This is a genomic window from Enterobacter sp. JBIWA003, assembly GCF_019968825.1.
GTDB lineage: Bacteria > Pseudomonadota > Gammaproteobacteria > Enterobacterales > Enterobacteriaceae > Enterobacter > Enterobacter quasiroggenkampii.
Map to the genome: position 1 here is coordinate 4,565,678 of NZ_CP074170.1, position 18,128 is coordinate 4,583,805.

The 18,128-nt window shown below is 53.3% G+C and carries 16 protein-coding genes; 15 read left to right on the forward strand and 1 reads right to left on the reverse strand.

The genetic code is table 11. The annotated features are described in order from the left end of the window. Positions 1–5: 5 nt before the first annotated feature. The 10 genes from accB to KGP25_RS22175 all read left to right on the forward strand — a co-directional run bounded on the left by accB (position 6) and on the right by KGP25_RS22175 (position 9,563). Positions 6–470: an acetyl-CoA carboxylase biotin carboxyl carrier protein gene (gene accB / locus KGP25_RS22130; RefSeq protein ID WP_013098992.1), complete on the forward strand. Its 465-nt coding sequence runs from the start codon at positions 6–8 to the stop codon at positions 468–470. Positions 471–480: 10 nt separating this feature from the next. Then, positions 481–1,830 carry an acetyl-CoA carboxylase biotin carboxylase subunit gene (gene accC, locus KGP25_RS22135; RefSeq protein ID WP_024906319.1) on the forward strand — a complete coding sequence of 450 codons (1,350 nt, stop codon included), beginning with the start codon at positions 481–483 and terminating at the stop codon, positions 1,828–1,830. A gap of 108 nt (positions 1,831–1,938) precedes the next feature. Then, entirely contained in the window at positions 1,939–2,181 is a 243-nt protein-coding gene (locus KGP25_RS22140; protein ID WP_069719892.1) for a YhdT family protein, read from the forward strand. After that, positions 2,171–3,622, forward strand: coding sequence for a sodium/pantothenate symporter (gene panF / locus KGP25_RS22145; RefSeq protein ID WP_032650448.1), 1,452 nt, complete (start codon positions 2,171–2,173; stop codon positions 3,620–3,622). Before KGP25_RS22140 ends, panF begins: the two co-directional genes overlap by 11 nt. Before the next feature lie 11 nt (positions 3,623–3,633). Beyond that, on the forward strand, positions 3,634–4,515 hold the full coding sequence (prmA, locus tag KGP25_RS22150; protein WP_223539632.1) for a 50S ribosomal protein L11 methyltransferase: 882 nt from the start codon (positions 3,634–3,636) through the stop codon (positions 4,513–4,515). 128 nt (positions 4,516–4,643) lie between these two features. Further along, positions 4,644–5,384, forward strand: a complete 741-nt coding sequence (locus tag KGP25_RS22155) for a carbonic anhydrase family protein (protein ID WP_223540599.1) — start codon at positions 4,644–4,646, stop codon at positions 5,382–5,384. Positions 5,385–5,714: 330 nt separating this feature from the next. After that, on the forward strand, positions 5,715–6,680 hold the full coding sequence (gene dusB, locus KGP25_RS22160; RefSeq protein WP_008502861.1) for a tRNA dihydrouridine synthase DusB: 966 nt from the start codon (positions 5,715–5,717) through the stop codon (positions 6,678–6,680). Positions 6,681–6,703: 23 nt separating this feature from the next. Then, positions 6,704–7,000, forward strand: coding sequence for a DNA-binding transcriptional regulator Fis (gene fis / locus KGP25_RS22165; protein WP_000462905.1), 297 nt, complete (start codon positions 6,704–6,706; stop codon positions 6,998–7,000). Between the two features lie 177 nt (positions 7,001–7,177). Then, positions 7,178–7,342, forward strand: a complete 165-nt coding sequence (locus KGP25_RS22170) for a DUF2556 family protein (RefSeq protein ID WP_008502862.1) — start codon at positions 7,178–7,180, stop codon at positions 7,340–7,342. Positions 7,343–7,481: 139 nt separating this feature from the next. Next, the gene (locus KGP25_RS22175) at positions 7,482–9,563 is read left to right on the forward strand and encodes a bifunctional diguanylate cyclase/phosphodiesterase (protein WP_223539633.1); all 2,082 of its coding nucleotides are present in this window, start codon (positions 7,482–7,484) and stop codon (positions 9,561–9,563) included. Here the strand turns inward: KGP25_RS22175 and envR are convergent. Next, positions 9,479–10,198 (reverse strand): acrEF/envCD operon transcriptional regulator, encoded by a 720-nt coding sequence (envR, locus tag KGP25_RS22180; RefSeq protein ID WP_063622571.1) that lies wholly within the window; start codon positions 10,196–10,198, stop codon positions 9,479–9,481. The two genes, KGP25_RS22175 and envR, sit on opposite strands and share 85 nt — an antisense overlap. Before the next feature lie 389 nt (positions 10,199–10,587). Between envR and KGP25_RS22185 the strand changes: the two genes are divergently transcribed. From KGP25_RS22185 to KGP25_RS22205, 5 genes are all read left to right on the forward strand, one after another. After that, the gene (locus KGP25_RS22185; RefSeq protein WP_069719890.1) at positions 10,588–11,727 is read left to right on the forward strand and encodes an efflux RND transporter periplasmic adaptor subunit; all 1,140 of its coding nucleotides are present in this window, start codon (positions 10,588–10,590) and stop codon (positions 11,725–11,727) included. Positions 11,728–11,738: 11 nt separating this feature from the next. Further along, positions 11,739–14,852, forward strand: coding sequence for an efflux RND transporter permease subunit (locus tag KGP25_RS22190; protein WP_045910145.1), 3,114 nt, complete (start codon positions 11,739–11,741; stop codon positions 14,850–14,852). A gap of 304 nt (positions 14,853–15,156) precedes the next feature. After that, on the forward strand, positions 15,157–15,378 hold the full coding sequence (locus tag KGP25_RS22195; protein ID WP_008502867.1) for a lipoprotein: 222 nt from the start codon (positions 15,157–15,159) through the stop codon (positions 15,376–15,378). A 473-nt stretch (positions 15,379–15,851) separates the two neighbouring features. Next, positions 15,852–16,877, forward strand: coding sequence for an amino acid ABC transporter substrate-binding protein (locus KGP25_RS22200; protein WP_047071242.1), 1,026 nt, complete (start codon positions 15,852–15,854; stop codon positions 16,875–16,877). Positions 16,878–16,944: 67 nt separating this feature from the next. After that, positions 16,945–18,126: an amino acid ABC transporter permease gene (locus tag KGP25_RS22205; protein ID WP_069719888.1), complete on the forward strand. Its 1,182-nt coding sequence runs from the start codon at positions 16,945–16,947 to the stop codon at positions 18,124–18,126. The last annotated feature ends 2 nt before the right edge of the window (positions 18,127–18,128 follow it).

Here is an 18,128-nt window from a genome sequence, read left to right on the forward strand (position 1 = left end):
CACTCATGGATATTCGTAAGATTAAAAAACTGATCGAGCTGGTTGAAGAATCAGGCATCTCCGAACTGGAAATTTCTGAAGGCGAAGAGTCTGTACGCATCAGCCGTGCAGCCCCAGCCGCTAGCTTCCCGGTAATGCAGCAGGCTTATGCTGCGCCAGTGCAGCAGCCTGCGCTCTCCGCAGCCGTTGCGCCAGCAGCAACTGAAGCCGCACCTGCCGCTGCAGCAGAAATCAGTGGTCACATCGTACGTTCCCCAATGGTTGGTACTTTCTACCGCACCCCGAGCCCGGACGCGAAGGCGTTCATCGAAGTGGGTCAGAAAGTCAACGTAGGCGATACCCTGTGCATCGTTGAAGCGATGAAAATGATGAACCAGATCGAAGCAGACAAATCAGGTACTGTGAAAGCGATTCTGGTCGAAAGTGGTCAGCCGGTTGAATTTGACGAGCCGCTGGTCGTCATCGAGTAACGAGGCGAACATGCTGGATAAAATTGTTATCGCCAACCGCGGCGAGATTGCTCTGCGTATTCTTCGTGCCTGTAAAGAACTGGGCATCAAGACCGTCGCGGTGCACTCAAGCGCGGATCGCGATTTAAAACACGTATTGCTGGCGGATGAGACGGTCTGTATTGGCCCGGCTCCGTCCGTAAAAAGCTATCTGAACATCCCGGCTATCATCAGCGCCGCTGAAATCACCGGCGCGGTGGCAATTCATCCGGGTTACGGCTTCCTCTCTGAGAACGCCAACTTTGCTGAGCAGGTTGAACGCTCTGGCTTCATCTTCATCGGTCCGAAAGCCGACACCATCCGCCTGATGGGCGACAAAGTGTCTGCAATCACCGCGATGAAAAAAGCCGGTGTGCCAACCGTACCAGGCTCTGACGGCCCTCTGACCGACGACATGGATGCTAACCGTGCTCATGCTAAACGCATTGGCTACCCGGTTATCATCAAGGCGTCTGGCGGCGGCGGCGGTCGCGGTATGCGCGTTGTGCGTAGCGATGCCGACCTGGCGCAGTCCATCTCCATGACCAAAGCTGAAGCGAAAGCCGCTTTCAGCAATGACATGGTATACATGGAAAAATACCTGGAAAACCCACGCCACATCGAAATTCAGGTGCTGGCCGACGGTCAGGGTAACGCGATCTATCTGGCAGAACGTGACTGCTCCATGCAGCGTCGTCACCAGAAAGTGGTCGAAGAAGCGCCAGCACCGGGTATTACCCCGGAACTGCGTCGCTACATCGGCGAGCGTTGCGCCAAAGCGTGTGTCGATATCGGCTATCGCGGGGCGGGTACCTTTGAGTTCCTGTTCGAAAACGGCGAGTTCTATTTCATCGAAATGAACACCCGTATTCAGGTTGAACACCCGGTTACCGAAATGATCACCGGCGTTGACCTGATCAAAGAACAGCTGCGTATCGCTGCAGGCCAGCCGCTCTCCATCAAGCAGGAAGAAGTTGTGGTGAAAGGCCATGCGATCGAGTGTCGTATCAACGCCGAAGACCCGAACACCTTCCTGCCAAGCCCAGGTAAAATCACGCGTTTCCACGCGCCGGGTGGTTTTGGTGTGCGTTGGGAGTCTCATATCTACGCCGGTTACACCGTACCGCCGTACTATGACTCAATGATCGGCAAGCTCATCTGCTACGGCGAAAACCGTGACGTGGCAATTGCCCGCATGAAGAACGCCCTGCAGGAGCTGATCATCGACGGTATCAAAACCAACGTTGATCTGCAGATGCGTATCATGAGCGACGAGCACTTCCAGAATGGTGGAACCAACATCCACTATCTCGAGAAGAAACTCGGTCTTAACGAGAAGTAAGACTGCGCGCGCACGAAAAGGCCGGATTATCCGGCCTTTTTTATTTCTGGGGCCTGGAAAGCCTCATCATGTACAATCCCCGCTTTCTTCATCCACAAGGGACAAAAAATGGACAAACGTTTTGTTCAGGCCCATAAAGAAGCGCGCTGGGCGCTGTGGCTGACCCTTCTCTATCTCGCCGCATGGTTAGTAACTGCTTACTTACCGAGCTCAGCCTCCGGTATCACCGGCCTGCCGCACTGGTTTGAAATGGCGTGTCTGCTGGTACCGTTGATTTTCATTTTGCTGAGCTGGCTAATGGTGCGCTTTATCTTCCGCGATTTCCCGCTGGAGGACAGTGATGCAAACTGAAATCATCACCGTACTGGTTGTCTATTTGATCGTGGTTTTTGGCCTCTCTTTCTATGCCATGCGCAAACGCAGTACCGGATCGTTCCTGAGCGAATATTTCCTCGGCAGCCGTTCGATGGGCGGGTTTGTGCTGGCGATGACGTTGACCGCCACGTACGTGAGCGCCAGTTCGTTCATTGGCGGGCCGGGCGCGGCGTATAAATACGGGCTGGGCTGGGTACTGCTGGCCATGATCCAGGTGCCCACGATCTGGCTGTCACTGGGTATTCTGGGCAAAAAATTTGCCATACTCGCTCGCCGCTATAACGCCATTACGCTAAACGATATGCTGCAGGCGCGTTATCAGAGCCGCGCGGTGGTCTGGATTGCCAGTATCAGCCTGATTGTCGCCTTCGTCGGCGCCATTGCCGTTCAGTTTATTGGCGGCGCGCGACTGCTGGAAACGGCAGCGGGTATTAAGTACGAGACCGGGCTGCTCATCTTCGGGATCACAATTGCGCTGTACACCGCGTTTGGCGGCTTCCGCGCCAGCGTGCTGAACGACACCATGCAGGGCATGGTGATGCTGATAGGCACCCTTGTGCTGCTGGTCGGCGTCATCTACGCGGCCGGTGGATTACACAATGCGGTGCAAACGCTGGAGCAGATCGATCCTAAACTGGTCAGCCCTCATGGTGCTGATGATATCCTGACGCCCGCGTTTATGACCTCCTTCTGGGTGCTGGTCTGCTTCGGGGTTATCGGTCTGCCGCACACCGCCGTGCGCTGTATCTCCTATAAAGACAGCAAAGCCGTTCATCGGGGAATTGTGATTGGTACCGTCGTTGTCGCGCTGCTGATGCTGGGTATGCATCTGGCGGGCGCGCTGGGGCGGGCCGTATTACCTCACCTGACCGTGCCGGATCAGGTGATCCCTACGCTGATGGTGCAGGTCCTGCCCCCGTGGGCCGCAGGTTTGTTCCTTGCTGCACCAATGGCGGCCATCATGTCTAACGTTAACGCGCACCTGCTGCAGGCTTCCGCCACTATCATCAAAGATCTGTGGCTTAGCGCGCGTCCGGCTAAAATGCATAATGAGCAAAAGCTGAAACGCATCTCGACCTGGACCACGCTGGTGCTCGGCATTCTGATGATGTTAGCCGCATGGCGCCCGCCGGAGATGATCATCTGGCTGAACCTGCTGGCGTTTGGTGGGCTTGAAGCGGTATTCCTGTGGCCGCTGGTGTTAGGGCTCTACTGGGAGCGTGCAAACGCGGCGGGCGCGCTGAGCGGCATGATTGTCGGCGGTGTGCTGTACGCCGTCCTCGCAACGTTTAAGATTCAGTACCTGGGCTTCCATCCGATTGTGCCTTCGTTACTGCTAAGTTTACTGGCGTTTGTGGTGGGGAACCGTTTTGGTCAGCCCGTCCCACAGCCCGCTATGATTTCTACTGATAAATAAAGAGTTTTGCCATGCCGTGGATCCAACTAAAACTGAACACAACCGGCGCTAACGCCGAGGAACTGAGCGATGCGCTGATGGAGGCCGGCTCGGTCTCTATCACCTTCCAGGACACGCATGACACGCCGGTCTTTGAGCCTCTGCCGGGCGAAACCCGCCTGTGGGGTGATACCGACGTTATCGGCCTGTTTGATGCTGAAACCGACATGAAAGAGGTCGTCGCGATTCTGGAAAACCACCCTCTGCTGGGCGCTGGGTTTGCGCACAAAATCGAACAGCTGGAAGACAAAGACTGGGAACGCGAGTGGATGGATAACTTCCACCCGATGCAGTTCGGCAAGCGTCTGTGGATCTGCCCGAGCTGGCGCGAGGTTCCTGATGAAAACGCGGTTAACGTCATGCTCGATCCGGGTCTGGCGTTTGGTACCGGCACCCATCCCACGACGTCCCTGTGCCTGCAGTGGCTGGATGGTATCGATCTGGACGGTAAGACGGTGATCGACTTCGGCTGTGGATCCGGGATCCTCGCGATTGCCGCCCTGAAACTGGGCGCGGCTAAAGCCATCGGGATCGATATCGATCCGCAGGCCATTCAGGCCAGCCGCGACAACGCCGAGCGTAACGGCGTTTCCGATCGTCTGGAGCTGTATTTGCCTGATGCACAGTCAGAAGCCATGAAAGCCGACGTGGTAGTCGCAAACATTCTGGCAGGCCCACTGCGTGAGCTGGCCCCGTTAATCAGCGTGCTGCCCGTTGAGGGCGGTCTGCTGGGGCTTTCGGGTATCCTGGCAAGCCAGGCGGACAGCGTGTGCGACGCCTACGCCGATCTTTTCACTCTCGACCCGGTGGTGGAGAAAGAAGAGTGGTGTCGTATTACCGGTCGTAAAAAATAAGCATTTGGCGTGGTCATCTGACCACGCCTTTCTCCCACTGATAATCCTCTCTCCCTCTGCCATTCTTCGGTAAAATAACCATACAAATCATGTTGATTTGTATTATAAAAATTCACCGGAAGAATATGATGAAACACATTACAGGCAAGGCAGCGCTGCTGGCGCTGAGCATGGTTTCGGCTTCAGCATTTGCGTCACACTGGAGCTACGAAGGGGAAGGTTCACCGGAACACTGGGGCGAACTGGACGAGGCTTACAAGACCTGTCAAAGCGGGATGAACCAGTCTCCAATTAATATTGATTCAACCGCTAACGCCCATCTCTCCCCGCTTAAAACGCACTACATTGATGGCCCAGTGGGGCTGACAAACAATGGCCATACCATCCAGGCCAGCGAAAAGGCAGATACACGCAACACGATCACCCTGGACAAGCAAACCTGGACGCTACAGCAGTTCCACTTCCATGCGCCGAGCGAAAACACCGTGCACGGCAAAAAGTACGCGATGGAGATGCATCTGGTTCATAAAAACAGCGCGGGTGAGCTGGCCGTGGTGGCCGTCATGTTTGATAAAGGTGCTTCGAATCCGGAGCTGGAAAAGCTGTGGAGCGTGATGCCGCAGCAGGCTGAACAGAACGTAACCCTTGAGAAGGATCTCAACCTGAACAAATTGCTGCCAAAGGTGAAAACCTACTGGCGCTTTAGTGGCTCGTTGACCACGCCACCGTGTTCTGAAGGGGTCACCTGGATCGTGCTCAAACAGCCGTTAACCGTCTCAGCAGAACAGCTTGAGAAATTTACTCATACCATGCATCACGATAATAACCGTCCGGTACAGTCTCTGCATGGGCGTGTTGTGGTCGAATAACGCCCATCCTGAGCCTTAAGATCATGTTCTAAAATGCGACGCAGATCGCAAAGAAGAGGGAAAATCTGCTGCTAAAAACAGCAGATTATCCCGCTGAGGTAAGCCGTTTATTCAGAAATGATGAGAAGTTACGGGAAATTGTAAGCGCCCATAAAATAGCCATTCCCACATAACATAATGATTTAAATAGTGAATAATTCTTAACGGAAAGATTGAGCGGCGATTCCTTGATCTACAACAGTGGATTGTTCAAAGTTTGGCCTTTCATCTCGTGCAAAAAATGCGTAATATACGCCGCCTTGCAGTCACAGTATGGTCATTTCTTAACTCATGCGCATCGGACACCACCAGCTTAGAAATCGCCTGATCGCAGCCCCTATGGCAGGTATTACCGACCGGCCGTTCAGGACGCTGTGCTATGAGATGGGAGCCGGTTTAACCGTATCCGAGATGATGTCGTCTAACCCGCAGGTTTGGGAAAGCGATAAATCCCGCCTTCGGATGGTGCACATTGATGAACCGGGTATTCGCACCGTGCAAATTGCCGGAAGCGTGCCTGAAGAGATGGCAGATGCCGCGCGTATCAACGTGGAAAGTGGTGCCCAGATTATTGATATCAATATGGGGTGCCCGGCCAAAAAAGTGAATCGCAAGCTTGCAGGTTCAGCCCTTCTGCAATACCCCGACCAGGTGAAAGCTATCCTGACGGCGGTTGTCAGCGCAGTGGACGTTCCTGTTACGTTAAAGATTCGCACGGGTTGGTCGCCGGAACACCGTAACTGTGTAGAGATTGCCCAACTGGCCGAAGACTGTGGCATTCAGGCCCTGACCATTCATGGACGCACGCGTGCCTGTTTGTTCAACGGTGAAGCTGAATACGACAGCATTCGGGCAGTTAAGCAGAAAGTTTCCATTCCGATTATCGCGAATGGCGACATAACTGACCCGCTTAAAGCCAGAGCTGTGCTCGACTATACGGGAGCTGATGCTCTGATGATAGGACGTGCCGCTCAGGGAAGACCCTGGATCTTTCGGGAAATCCAGCATTATCTGGACACTGGAGAGCTGCTTGCTCCACTGCCTCTGGCAGAGGTTAAGCGCTTGCTTTGTTCGCATGTTCGGGAACTGCATGACCACTACGGTCAGGCGAAAGGGTACCGAATTGCGCGTAAACACGTTTCCTGGTATCTCCAGGAGCACGCTCCAGATGACCAGTTTCGGCGCACATTCAACGCCATAGAGGATGCCAGCGAACAGCTGGAGGCGTTGGAGGCATACTTCGAAAATCTTGCGTAATGAAATAAAGAGCTGACAGAACTATGTTCGAACAACGCGTAAATTCTGACGTACTGACCGTTTCTACCGTTAACTCTCAGGACCAGGTAACTCAAAAGCCCCTGCGTGACTCGGTTAAACAGGCACTGAAGAACTATTTTGCTCAACTGAACGGTCAGGATGTTAATGACCTGTATGAGCTGGTACTGGCTGAAGTTGAACAGCCACTGTTGGACATGGTGATGCAATACACCCGCGGTAACCAAACCCGCGCTGCGCTGATGATGGGTATCAACCGTGGTACTCTGCGTAAGAAACTGAAAAAATACGGCATGAACTGATACTAATCAGTTAAATGCTTGTTTAAAAAGGCGCTCTTCGGCATGGGGAAGCGCCTTTTTTATTGCCTGCTTCAGTCCGTCAACGCTTTGTAAACCTTCGCTTATCCCGCTTTAAAACCGCCGCTTTTGGTGTATATTTCCCCCACTCTACTGGCGCTCTTCTCGCGGAATGACACAATGATTCGTAAATACTGGTGGCTGGTTGTCTTTGCAATCTCCGTTCTGATTTTCGATGCACTCCTGATGCAGTGGATTGAACTGATGAGCACCGAAACCGATAAGTGTCGCAATATGAACTCCGTGAATCCCCTGAAACTGGTGAACTGCTCAGAGCTCGACTAATCGCCTGATTGCGCAAATCTCCCCGTTATTACCCACTAAAAACGGGGATTTAAATCCCTTTGAGCCATTACCCGACGGTGATAATGTCTCGCCCTTCTCAACCGCTCTAGCGTAACCTCACACTCGAGTAGAACCGTCCATGCTGGTCAGCCAATACAACCATATCCTTGTTGTCCTCTCCTTTGTTGTTGCCATTCTTGCCGCATATACCGCACTGAATATGGCGGCACGTGTCGCCGGGAGTCAGGGTGTCGCTGCCCGCGTCTGGCTGGCTGGCGGCGGTATTGCAATGGGCATAGGCGTGTGGGCCATGCATTTTATCGGCATGCTGGCGATGGACCTCTCCATGAGCATGAGCTACAACGCCACCCTGACGGTGTTATCGATGGTCATCGCCGTGGGTTCGTCACTGTTTGCGCTCTGGCTCGTTAGCTGCGATCGGTTACGCTTGCGCCGCCTGCTGCCCGGTGCGCTGGTGATGGGAAGCGGTATTGTTGCCATGCATTACACCGGCATGGCTGCGCTGGAGGTTATGCCCGGGATTATCTGGGACAAGGTCTGGGTGGCCATTTCGGTCGCCATTGCGCTTGCCGCTTCACTCGCTGCATTATGGCTGACCTTCCGCCTGCGTCACGATGCCGCTCAGGTCGTGCTGATGCGCACGGGTGCCGCCATCACCATGGGCATTGCCATTGCCGGGATGCACTACGCCGGGATGAAAGCCGCACAGTTTCCGATGTCCACAATGGTTCACCATGAGGGTATCAACGGGAGCTGGCTGGCGGTGCTGGTTAGCGTCGTCGCGCTTTCTATTCTTGGGATTACCCTGCTGGTATCAATGCTGGATGCCCGCCTTCAGGCACGTACCGCCCTTCTGGCCTCGTCGCTTGCAGAAGCTAACCGGGAACTCGCACAACTGGCCCTGCACGATACCCTGACGCGTCTCCCCAACCGTATCCTGCTGGAAGATCGACTCGATCAGGCCATCAGCAAAGCCGATCGTGAAGGGACCCATTTCGCCCTGATGTTCATGGATCTCGACGGTTTTAAAGCCATCAATGACGCTTACGGCCATGATGTCGGTGACAAGCTGCTGATTGCCGTTACGGAGCGTCTGCTGCATCTCCTGAAGGGCCAGTTCACCCTGGCACGTATCGGCGGTGATGAGTTTGTTCTGCTGGCTGAGGGAGAAGGCCCGGACGATGCGGCATCGCTGGCGAATTCGCTGGTGCGCGCGATCGATAGCCCGTTCAACCTCGACCACTATGAACTGGTGGTGACCCTCAGCATTGGGATCGCGCTGTATCCTCACGACGGCAAAACCGAACGTGAGCTCATGTTTAACGCCGACGCGGCAATGTACCATACCAAGCACATGGGCCGGAACGGTTACCACTTTTTCCAGCCCTCGATGAATACGCTGGCGCAGACCCATCTTCAGTTGATGAACGATCTATGGATGGCGATCGATCGCAATGAGCTACGCCTGCTGTACCAGCCAAAATTTCACGCTCCCGCCGGTCCTATCCTTGGATTTGAGGCGTTATTGCGCTGGCAGCATCCCAAGCAGGGGTTACTGACCCCGGACCTTTTCCTGCCGCTGGCGGAGAAAACGGGGCTAATTATACCTATCGGCAACTGGGTAATTAATGAAGCCTGTCGCCAGCTGCGTGAATGGCATCTTCAGGGACATCAAAGCTGGTCAATGGCGGTAAACCTGTCGACGCTGCAGTTTGAACAGCCTTCGCTGGTCAACACGGTTCTCAACTGCCTGGCACTTCATCATGTGCCACCAGAAATGTTGATCCTGGAAGTGACGGAAACCACGGCAATGAGCAACCCGGATGAAAGTGTACGGGTGCTGACAGAGCTGACAGAAGCGGGCGTAAAGGCCTCCATTGATGACTTTGGTACCGGATATTCGAGCCTGCTGTACCTCAAGCGCTTACCGGCCTGTGAATTGAAAATCGACAGGGCGTTCGTGAAAGAGCTAAGCGGGGAAAGCGAGGATGCCACCATTGTCTCAGCGATTGTGGCCCTCGCCAAAACACTCAACCTGAAAGTCGTGGCTGAAGGTGTGGAAACCGAAGCACAGCAAGCCTTTTTAACCGAGCTGGGCTGCAATACCCTTCAGGGTTATCTGTTAGGTAAACCCGTCAGCGCGCAAACCATTGAGGCACTTTGCGCGCGAGGGGAAATGTTACCTTGCGCTGAGCTGTAAGCATCATCATGAGGCGATACGCGAATGACAGGCAGTGTCGCCAGAATGCTATCAACCAGGGCGGGAGCCTGCTGAAAAAGATTGAAACTGTCGTTATTCATTAACCAGTTTTTAATGATTCCGCTAAAAAAACCGTGGAATACGATCAGGGTCAGATCAACATTTACCTTTGGCGAAATGATGTTACGTGAAATACAGGCCTCCAGCGTGGCACGCAGCGTGTCATAATTGAATCCAATCCGTTTTCTTATCTCACTCTCAGAAATCATATCACTGCTAAATTCACATTTGTGATACAGAATTTGTAAAAGGGCACATTGTCGGGGCTCACGCGCAATATACTGCAGCGCAGTAATAAATTGCTCACGAAGTATTAACAATGGATCATCACCTTCGGAAAGGGAAAGCCGGTCGCGAATAATGTCGCGAAGCGGCAATTGCTGCTCCCAGATGGCATTAAATATTTCGGCTTTACTGGTGAAGTGCCAGTAAATGGCACCGCGCGTAACCTTTGCGGCATCCGCGATGTCCGTCAGCGTCGTGTTGGCTACGCCACGCGTCGCAAACTGCCCGATAGCCGCCTCAATCAGCTGCTGCCGGGTTTGTTGAGCTTCTTCTTTCTTTTTACGCGCCATAGACAACTACTCGCTACTCACAAGATTTATACGTAACACAGGGGTCAGGAGAAAGAAAGTATTCACCAAATTCCGTTTTAATTTTGCACAAAAAAAGTCAATCTTCTTAATTTATAGCTTAGCTAAATACATATTTAAGTTTAAATTCACAACATGAATAATTAAATCACGTTAAGCGCTATTTAACTGATTAGCTTGCCGGAAGATGACGGAGAAATAAACCGAGCCTGATTCTGATTTTTCCGCTCAGACCTTGTCATTCGCACTTATAAATTAAAAAACATTAAATACCCTCATTATTATACGCAGCTACATTTTATTTTTTATCCCGCTGCCCCTGCTACCGATTCACGCCAAATATCGGTTTCCGGGTATTTAAAGGACCAGTAATGACGAATCATTTCAGACGCTTACCTTTAGCCGGTTTCATTGTCTGCGCTGTACTGCTCTCAGGATGCGATGGCCAGGAAAACCAACCGCAACATCCGCAGGCCCCCCAGGTCAGCGTGCATATTGTGAAAAGCGCACCGCTGGCTGTCACCACTGAACTCCCGGGCAGAACTGATGCGTTCCGCGTGGCAGAGGTTCGTCCGCAGGTTAGCGGTATCATCCTGCGCCGCAACTTCACGGAAGGCAGCGATGTAAAAGCCGGGGATTCGCTTTATCAGATTGATCCTGCTACCTATCAGGCGGCTTACGATAACGCGAAAGGCGAGCTGGCGAAGGCCCAGGCGGCGGCCAATATTGCGCACCTGACGGTGAAACGATATCTCCCGCTGGTCGGCACACAGTATGTTAGCAAGCAAGAGTATGACCAGGCCGTCGCCACGGCCCAGCAGGCAGATGCCAGCGTCGTCGCCGCCAAAGCGGGCGTTGAAAGTGCACGCATCAATCTTGCTTATACCAAAGTGACGTCTCCCGTCGATGGTCGCATCGGCAAATCCAGCGTGACGGAAGGCGCGCTCGTGACGAACGGACAAACCGCGGCGCTGGCAACGGTCCAGCAGCTTGATCCGATTTACGTTGATGTGACCCAGTCCAGTAATGATTTTATGCGTCTGAAGCAGACGAGCCTGCAAAAAGGCGATACCGCCAGCAGCGTTGAGCTACTGATGGAGAACGGGCAGCCCTATCCACTGAAAGGCACATTGCAGTTCTCCGACGTCACGGTGGATGAAAGTACCGGCTCGATTACCTTACGCGCCATTTTCCCGAATCCTCAACATCTGCTGTTACCCGGTATGTTCGTTCGCGCCCGCATTGATGAAGGTACGCAGCCGGATGCGATTCTGGTTCCCCAGCAAGGCGTGACCCGCACACCGCGAGGCGATGCCACCGTTATGGTGGTGAACGATAAAAATCAGGTTGAGTCTCGCACCGTCGTTGCGCCACAGGCGATTGGCGACCGCTGGCTGGTAACGGAAGGGCTGAAAAACGGTGACCGCGTGATTGTCAGCGGACTACAGAAGGTCAGACCGGGCGTAACCGTCGTCGCTACGCCTGATACCACCACCGCTCCGGCCAGTTAAGGGACGACGACATGGCTAATTTCTTTATTCAGAGACCGGTTTTCGCCTGGGTACTTGCCATCATTTTGATGATTGCAGGCGGACTGGCCATTCTCAAACTTCCCGTCGCACAGTATCCGACCATTGCACCTCCCGCCGTGGCGATATCCGCGACCTACCCGGGAGCAGATGCCCAGACGGTACAGGATACCGTGACCCAGGTTATCGAACAGAACATGAACGGTATCGATAACCTGATGTATATGTCCTCCACCAGCGATTCAGCGGGTAACGTCACGATCACCCTGACCTTCGAGTCCGGAACCGATCCGGACATCGCCCAGGTGCAGGTGCAGAACAAGCTGCAGCTCGCCATGCCGCTGCTGCCGCAAGAGGTGCAGCAGCAGGGGATTGGCGTTGAGAAGTCCAGCAGCAGCTTCCTGCTTGTTGCCGGTTTTGTATCAGACAACAAAAACCTGACGCAGGATGACATCTCCGACTATGTCGCCTCGAACGTCAAAGATGCCATCAGCCGAACGTCTGGCGTCGGTGACGTGCAGCTGTTTGGCGCCCAGTATGCGATGCGTATCTGGCTCGACAGCAATGCGATGAACAAATACCAGCTGACGCCGCTGGATATCATCAACCAGCTGAAAACGCAGAACGACCAGATAGCGGCAGGCCAGTTGGGCGGGACGCCGTCCATCCCGGGACAACAGCTGAATGCCTCGATCATCGCGCAAACCCGTCTGAAATCACCGGAAGAGTTCGGTCGCGTGACGCTCAAGGTGAACCAGGACGGCTCGATGGTGCATCTGAAGGACGTGGCTCGCATTGAGCTGGGTGGCGAAAACTACAACATGGTGACAAAAATCAACGGGCAGGCAGCAACCGGCCTGGGGATTAAGCTGGCAACCGGGGCCAATGCGCTGGATACGGCAGCAGCCATCAAGAGCAAGCTGGCACAACTGCAGCCGTTCTTCCCGCAGGGGCTCAAAGTCGTCTACCCCTATGACACCACGCCGTTTGTGAAAATCTCCATCCACGAAGTGGTGAAGACCCTGTTTGAGGCGATCGTTCTCGTCTTCCTGGTCATGTACCTGTTCCTGCAAAACCTGCGGGCAACGCTCATCCCGACGATCGCGGTTCCGGTCGTTTTGCTGGGTACCTTCGCGGTTCTGGCGGCGTTCGGTTTCTCCATCAATACCCTGACAATGTTCGGCATGGTGCTGGCGATAGGCCTGCTGGTTGATGATGCTATTGTGGTCGTCGAGAACGTTGAACGCGTCATGGTCGAGGACAAGCTGCCGCCTAAAGAGGCCACGCAGAAGTCGATGGGGCAGATTCAGGGTGCGCTGGTGGGGATCGCCATGGTGCTCTCGGCGGTCTTTATCCCGATGGCCTTTTTTGGCGGCTCGACGGGGGCGATCTATCGCCAGTTCTCGCTGACTATCGTTTCCGCGATGGCGTTGTCCGTACTGGTTGCGCTAATCCTGACGCCTGCACTCTGTGCAACGTTGCTTAAGCCCGTATCCGCCGATCATCATGAGAAAAAAGGGGGCTTCTTCGGCTGGTTTAATGCGCTTTTTGATAAGAGCGTGGAGCACTACAGTCACAGCGTGAGCGGTATCTTGCGCAAAACCGGGCGCTACCTAGTGGTATACGTCATTATTGTCGGTGGGATGGCGGTGCTCTTCCTGCGCTTACCCACCTCCTTCCTCCCCGAAGAGGATCAGGGGGTGTTTATGACGATGGTTCAGCTGCCTGCGGGGGCAACCCAGACGCGTACTCAGCAGGTCCTCGACCAGGTTCAGGACTACTACCTGAATAAAGAGAAGGCGAATGTTGAATCCGTCTTTACCGTAAACGGGTTTAGCTTTAGCGGCCAGGGCCAGAACTCCGGTATTGCCTTCATCAGCCTCAAACCCTGGGAGGAGCGACCTGGGGCACAAAATGGGGTCGAGGCGATTGTGGGTCGTGCGACGAAAGCCTTCAGTCAGATTAAAGACGGCCTTGTTTTCCCGTTTAACCTGCCTGCCATTATTGAGCTGGGTACCGCAACGGGCTTCGACTTTGAACTGATCGATCAGGCTAACCTCGGACATACCCAACTGACGCAGGCGCGTAATCAACTGCTCGGCATGGTGAAAGAGCACCCCGACCTGCTGGTACGCGTGCGTCCTAACGGTCTGGAGGATACGCCACAGTTCAAGCTGGACGTCGACCAGGAGAAAGCCCAGGCGCTGGGCATCAGTCTTTCTGACGTCAACCAGACGATTTCGACAGCCTTAGGCGGCACCTATGTGAATGACTTTATCGATCATGGGCGCGTGAAAAAGGTCTATGTCCAGGCTGATGCAAAATTCCGTATGTTGCCAGGAGATATTAACAACCTTTACGTGCGCAGTGCGAACGGGGAAATGGTGCCGTTCTCAGCCTTTAGCAACGCTCACTGGGTTTACGGTTCACCTCGTCTGGAGCGCTACAACGGAATGCCCTCTATGGAGATCCTCGGTGAATCAGCCCCGGGTAAAAGTACCGGCGAAGCCATGGCTATGATGGAAAGCCTCGCGGCAAAATTGCCTTCCGGCATCGGTTATGACTGGACGGGAATGTCTTACCAGGAGCGGCTTTCGGGTAACCAGGCGCCTGCACTGTACGCCATCTCACTGATCGTGGTGTTCCTGTGTCTGGCGGCGCTGTATGAAAGCTGGTCCATTCCGTTCTCCGTCATGCTGGTTGTGCCGCTGGGGGTCATCGGGGCGCTTCTCGCAGCCTCGCTGCGCGGGTTAAACAATGACGTCTATTTCCAGGTCGGCCTGCTGACCACGATTGGTCTGTCAGCGAAAAACGCCATTTTAATCGTCGAATTTGCTAAGGACCTGATGGAGAAAGAGGGTAAAGGCATCATTGAGGCCACGCTTGAAGCGTCAAGGATGCGCCTTCGACCGATCCTGATGACGTCTCTGGCCTTTATACTGGGCGTCATGCCGCTGGTGATCAGCTCCGGGGCCGGGAGCGGTGCGCAAAACGCCGTCGGTACGGGCGTGATGGGGGGAATGCTTTCCGCAACGCTGCTGGCGATTTTCTTCGTACCCGTCTTCTTTGTGGTGGTCCGTCGACGCTTTACCCGCCATAAAGATTAACATTTCCCTAAAAAGGCACCTCGCGTGCCTTTTTTATTTTTAACATAAACAATGAATTAGGCATTAAGCAAAACTAATGTTAAAAATACGATGATTTGCATTAAGTAAAAATACTCTCTTGCAGCTTCATAATGTCTCCATTAATTCGTCCTGAAACCGACTTTTCTCCACGATTTTTACAAACTACATAATTTGAGATTATTCCTCGTGTAACGCGGACTTACCCCGGTGGTAAAATAACCTCCAGTTCGTTAATTGCCCTCCTGGCTTTATAGCGGATGAGAAATAATATTGAGGTAACATCATGAAAAGATTCATTTCCGTTGCACTACTCGCTGCGCTGCTTGCTGGTTGCGCGCACGACTCTCCATGTGTACCGGTTTACGACGACCAGGGCCGACTGGTTCATACCAATACCTGTATGAAAGGCACCACCCAGGATAACTGGGAAACTGCAGGTGCTATCGCCGGCGGTGCTGCCGCAGTGGCAGGTTTGACGCTGGGTATTGTTGCCCTGACGAAGTAACAGCTGTTAAGAAAGCGCGGCTGTGGCCGCGCTTTTGCTTTTAATCAGTGCACTATTTTCAAATAAGTAAAAAAATAGCCCCGTATTTATTCGCGCTGTTCATTTCATCCTGAAACCAGTCACATCTTTTTCGTATACTCATTTAAATTACCGGTTCTATTGTGATGATTTTCACACATTAATATTATTGACTACCCTGCCAATATTCACGCTGGAAACTATCTTGTCTTTTTCCTGACGCGACTCAAAACTTTTGCTCCAATTTGTGGCACAGGTTGTAATTTCGCACCGTTTCAGGGCGCTCGTTTTATTTAAGCCTGTCTACACTCAGCATTAAGCGTTCACTCATCTCTTATTTTGTCGAACGCAAAACTGGCATTACGTTTGCTTTATAAACGTTGGCCAACGCCACAGACAGGTAAAGCGTTTAAAAACGCCTCTATAACGATAAATTTCGCCACACAGGATGCATTATGAAAAAGACGATGATAGCCAGCCTGGCCGCTGCAGGCATGATGTTCGCCGTAGCCGGTCAAGCCCATGCGGGAACGACACTGGATGCCGTTAAAAAGAAAGGTTTTGTTCAATGCGGTATCAGTGACGGTTTACCTGGCTTCTCTTATGCCGATGCGAACGGCAAATTTACCGGTATCGATGTGGACGTCTGCCGTGGCGTTGCTGCCGCCGTTTTTGGTGATGACAGCAAAGTAAAATATACCCCGCTGACGGCGAAAGAACGCTTTACGGCGCTGCAGTCCGGTGAGGTTGACATGCTCTCCCGTAATACCACCTGGACTTCCTCCCGCGACGCAGGGATGGGGATGTCATTCACGGGCGTGACCTATTATGACGGTATCGGCTTCCTGACCCACAATAAAGCGGGCCTGAAAAGCGCCAAAGAGCTGGATGGCGCTACCGTTTGTATTCAGGCGGGCACCGATACCGAGCTGAACGTGGCCGATTATTTCAAAGCAAATAACATGAAATACACGCCAGTGACATTCGACCGCTCGGATGAGTCGGCCAAAGCGCTGGAATCCGGCCGTTGCGACACGCTGGCCTCTGACCAGTCACAGCTGTATGCCTTACGCATTAAGCTGAGCAATCCTGCAGAATGGATTGTTCTGCCTGAAGTGATCTCCAAAGAACCTCTCGGACCGGTTGTACGTCGTGGCGATGAAGACTGGTTCTCCATTGTTCGCTGGACGCTGTTTGCCATGCTGAACGCAGAAGAGATGGGCATCAACTCGAAAAACGTGGATGAGAAAGCGGCTAAACCATCCAACCCGGATATGGCACACCTGCTGGGTACAGAAGGTGATTTCGGCAAGGATCTGAAGCTGGATAACAAGTGGGCCTACAACATCATCAAACAGGTGGGCAACTACTCTGAGATCTTTGAACGCAACGTGGGATCGGAAAGCCCGCTGAAGATCAAACGCGGCCAGAACAATCTCTGGAACAACGGCGGTATTCAGTACGCGCCACCAGTACGTTAAGTCATAGCTGTAACGGGCACTGCTCTGGCAGTGCCCACTCCAGAGTCATGGTTACTGAGGTTTCTTTATGTCCCATCGCCGCTCAGCCGTAAAAGGATCGCTATCCTTTTCTCATCCCGCGGTCCGCGCCTGGCTATTCCAGATTATTGCTATTGTTGCGGTTGTTCTCATCGCCGTGTATCTCATCCATAACACCATCACCAACCTGAATAATCGCGGCATTACCTCCGGTTTCGCGTTTTTAGATCGCAGCGCGGGATTTGGCATTGTTCAGCATCTTATTGATTACCAGGAAGGTGACACGTATGGACGCGTGTTCGTGGTCGGTTTACTGAATACGCTGCTGGTATCGGCGCTTTGTATCGTCTTCGCGTCGATACTGGGCTTCTTTATTGGTCTGGCGCGTCTTTCTGAAAACTGGCTCCTGCGGAAGCTGTCGACTGTTTATATTGAAACGTTCCGCAATATCCCCCCGCTCCTGCAGATCTTCTTCTGGTATTTTGCCGTATTGCGTAACCTACCCGGCCCCCGTCAGGCCGTCGACGCGTTTGAGCTTTTCTTCCTGAGCAACCGTGGGCTATCCATTCCTTCTCCTCTGCCGGGCGAAGGGCTGTACGCTTTTATCGGCGCGATTGCGATCGCGCTTGCTCTCACTGTTGGGGTATTCCGTTTTAACCGCACGCATCAGATCAAAACCGGCCAGCTTCGCAGAACCTGGCCGACGGCTGTCGTCCTGTTCGTTAGCCTGCCGCTGGTGGCTCACTGGCTGTTTGGGGCCGCACTGCACTGGGACATTCCCCATCTGCGGGGCTTCAACTTTCAGGGAGGAATGGTATTAATTCCCGAACTGGCAGCTCTGACATTGGCGCTGTCGATTTATACGTCCGCGTTTATTGCCGAGATTATCCGTGCCGGGATCCAGGCCGTACCTTACGGACAGCACGAGGCGGCACGCTCACTGGGATTACCCCATACGGTGACGCTTCGCCAGGTCATCATCCCGCAGGCTTTACGGGTCATCATTCCGCCGCTGACCAGCCAGTATCTTAATATTGTCAAAAACTCGTCGCTGGCCGCTGCCATTGGTTATCCCGATATGGTGTCACTCTTCGCCGGAACCGTGCTTAACCAGACCGGACAAGCCATTGAAACCATCGCCATCACCATGTCTGTCTATCTGATCATCAGCCTGGTAATTTCACTGCTGATGAACCTCTATAACCGTCGTATAGCACTGGTCGAGCGCTAAGG

Excerpts from the sequence above, each read along its gene's own strand:
- accB (WP_013098992.1), top strand. The coding sequence starts at position 6 with ATGGATATTCGTAAGATTAAAAAACTGATCGAGCTGGTTGAAGAATCA.
- accC (WP_024906319.1), top strand. The coding sequence starts at position 481 with ATGCTGGATAAAATTGTTATCGCCAACCGCGGCGAGATTGCTCTGCGT.
- KGP25_RS22140 (WP_069719892.1), top strand. The coding sequence starts at position 1,939 with ATGGACAAACGTTTTGTTCAGGCCCATAAAGAAGCGCGCTGGGCGCTG.
- panF (WP_032650448.1), top strand. The coding sequence starts at position 2,171 with ATGCAAACTGAAATCATCACCGTACTGGTTGTCTATTTGATCGTGGTT.
- prmA (WP_223539632.1), top strand. The coding sequence starts at position 3,634 with ATGCCGTGGATCCAACTAAAACTGAACACAACCGGCGCTAACGCCGAG.
- KGP25_RS22155 (WP_223540599.1), top strand. The coding sequence starts at position 4,644 with ATGAAACACATTACAGGCAAGGCAGCGCTGCTGGCGCTGAGCATGGTT.
- dusB (WP_008502861.1), top strand. The coding sequence starts at position 5,715 with ATGCGCATCGGACACCACCAGCTTAGAAATCGCCTGATCGCAGCCCCT.
- fis (WP_000462905.1), top strand. The coding sequence starts at position 6,704 with ATGTTCGAACAACGCGTAAATTCTGACGTACTGACCGTTTCTACCGTT.
- KGP25_RS22170 (WP_008502862.1), top strand. The coding sequence starts at position 7,178 with ATGATTCGTAAATACTGGTGGCTGGTTGTCTTTGCAATCTCCGTTCTG.
- KGP25_RS22175 (WP_223539633.1), top strand. The coding sequence starts at position 7,482 with ATGCTGGTCAGCCAATACAACCATATCCTTGTTGTCCTCTCCTTTGTT.
- envR (WP_063622571.1), bottom strand. The coding sequence starts at position 10,198 with ATGGCGCGTAAAAAGAAAGAAGAAGCTCAACAAACCCGGCAGCAGCTG.
- KGP25_RS22185 (WP_069719890.1), top strand. The coding sequence starts at position 10,588 with ATGACGAATCATTTCAGACGCTTACCTTTAGCCGGTTTCATTGTCTGC.
- KGP25_RS22190 (WP_045910145.1), top strand. The coding sequence starts at position 11,739 with ATGGCTAATTTCTTTATTCAGAGACCGGTTTTCGCCTGGGTACTTGCC.
- KGP25_RS22195 (WP_008502867.1), top strand. The coding sequence starts at position 15,157 with ATGAAAAGATTCATTTCCGTTGCACTACTCGCTGCGCTGCTTGCTGGT.
- KGP25_RS22200 (WP_047071242.1), top strand. The coding sequence starts at position 15,852 with ATGAAAAAGACGATGATAGCCAGCCTGGCCGCTGCAGGCATGATGTTC.
- KGP25_RS22205 (WP_069719888.1), top strand. The coding sequence starts at position 16,945 with ATGTCCCATCGCCGCTCAGCCGTAAAAGGATCGCTATCCTTTTCTCAT.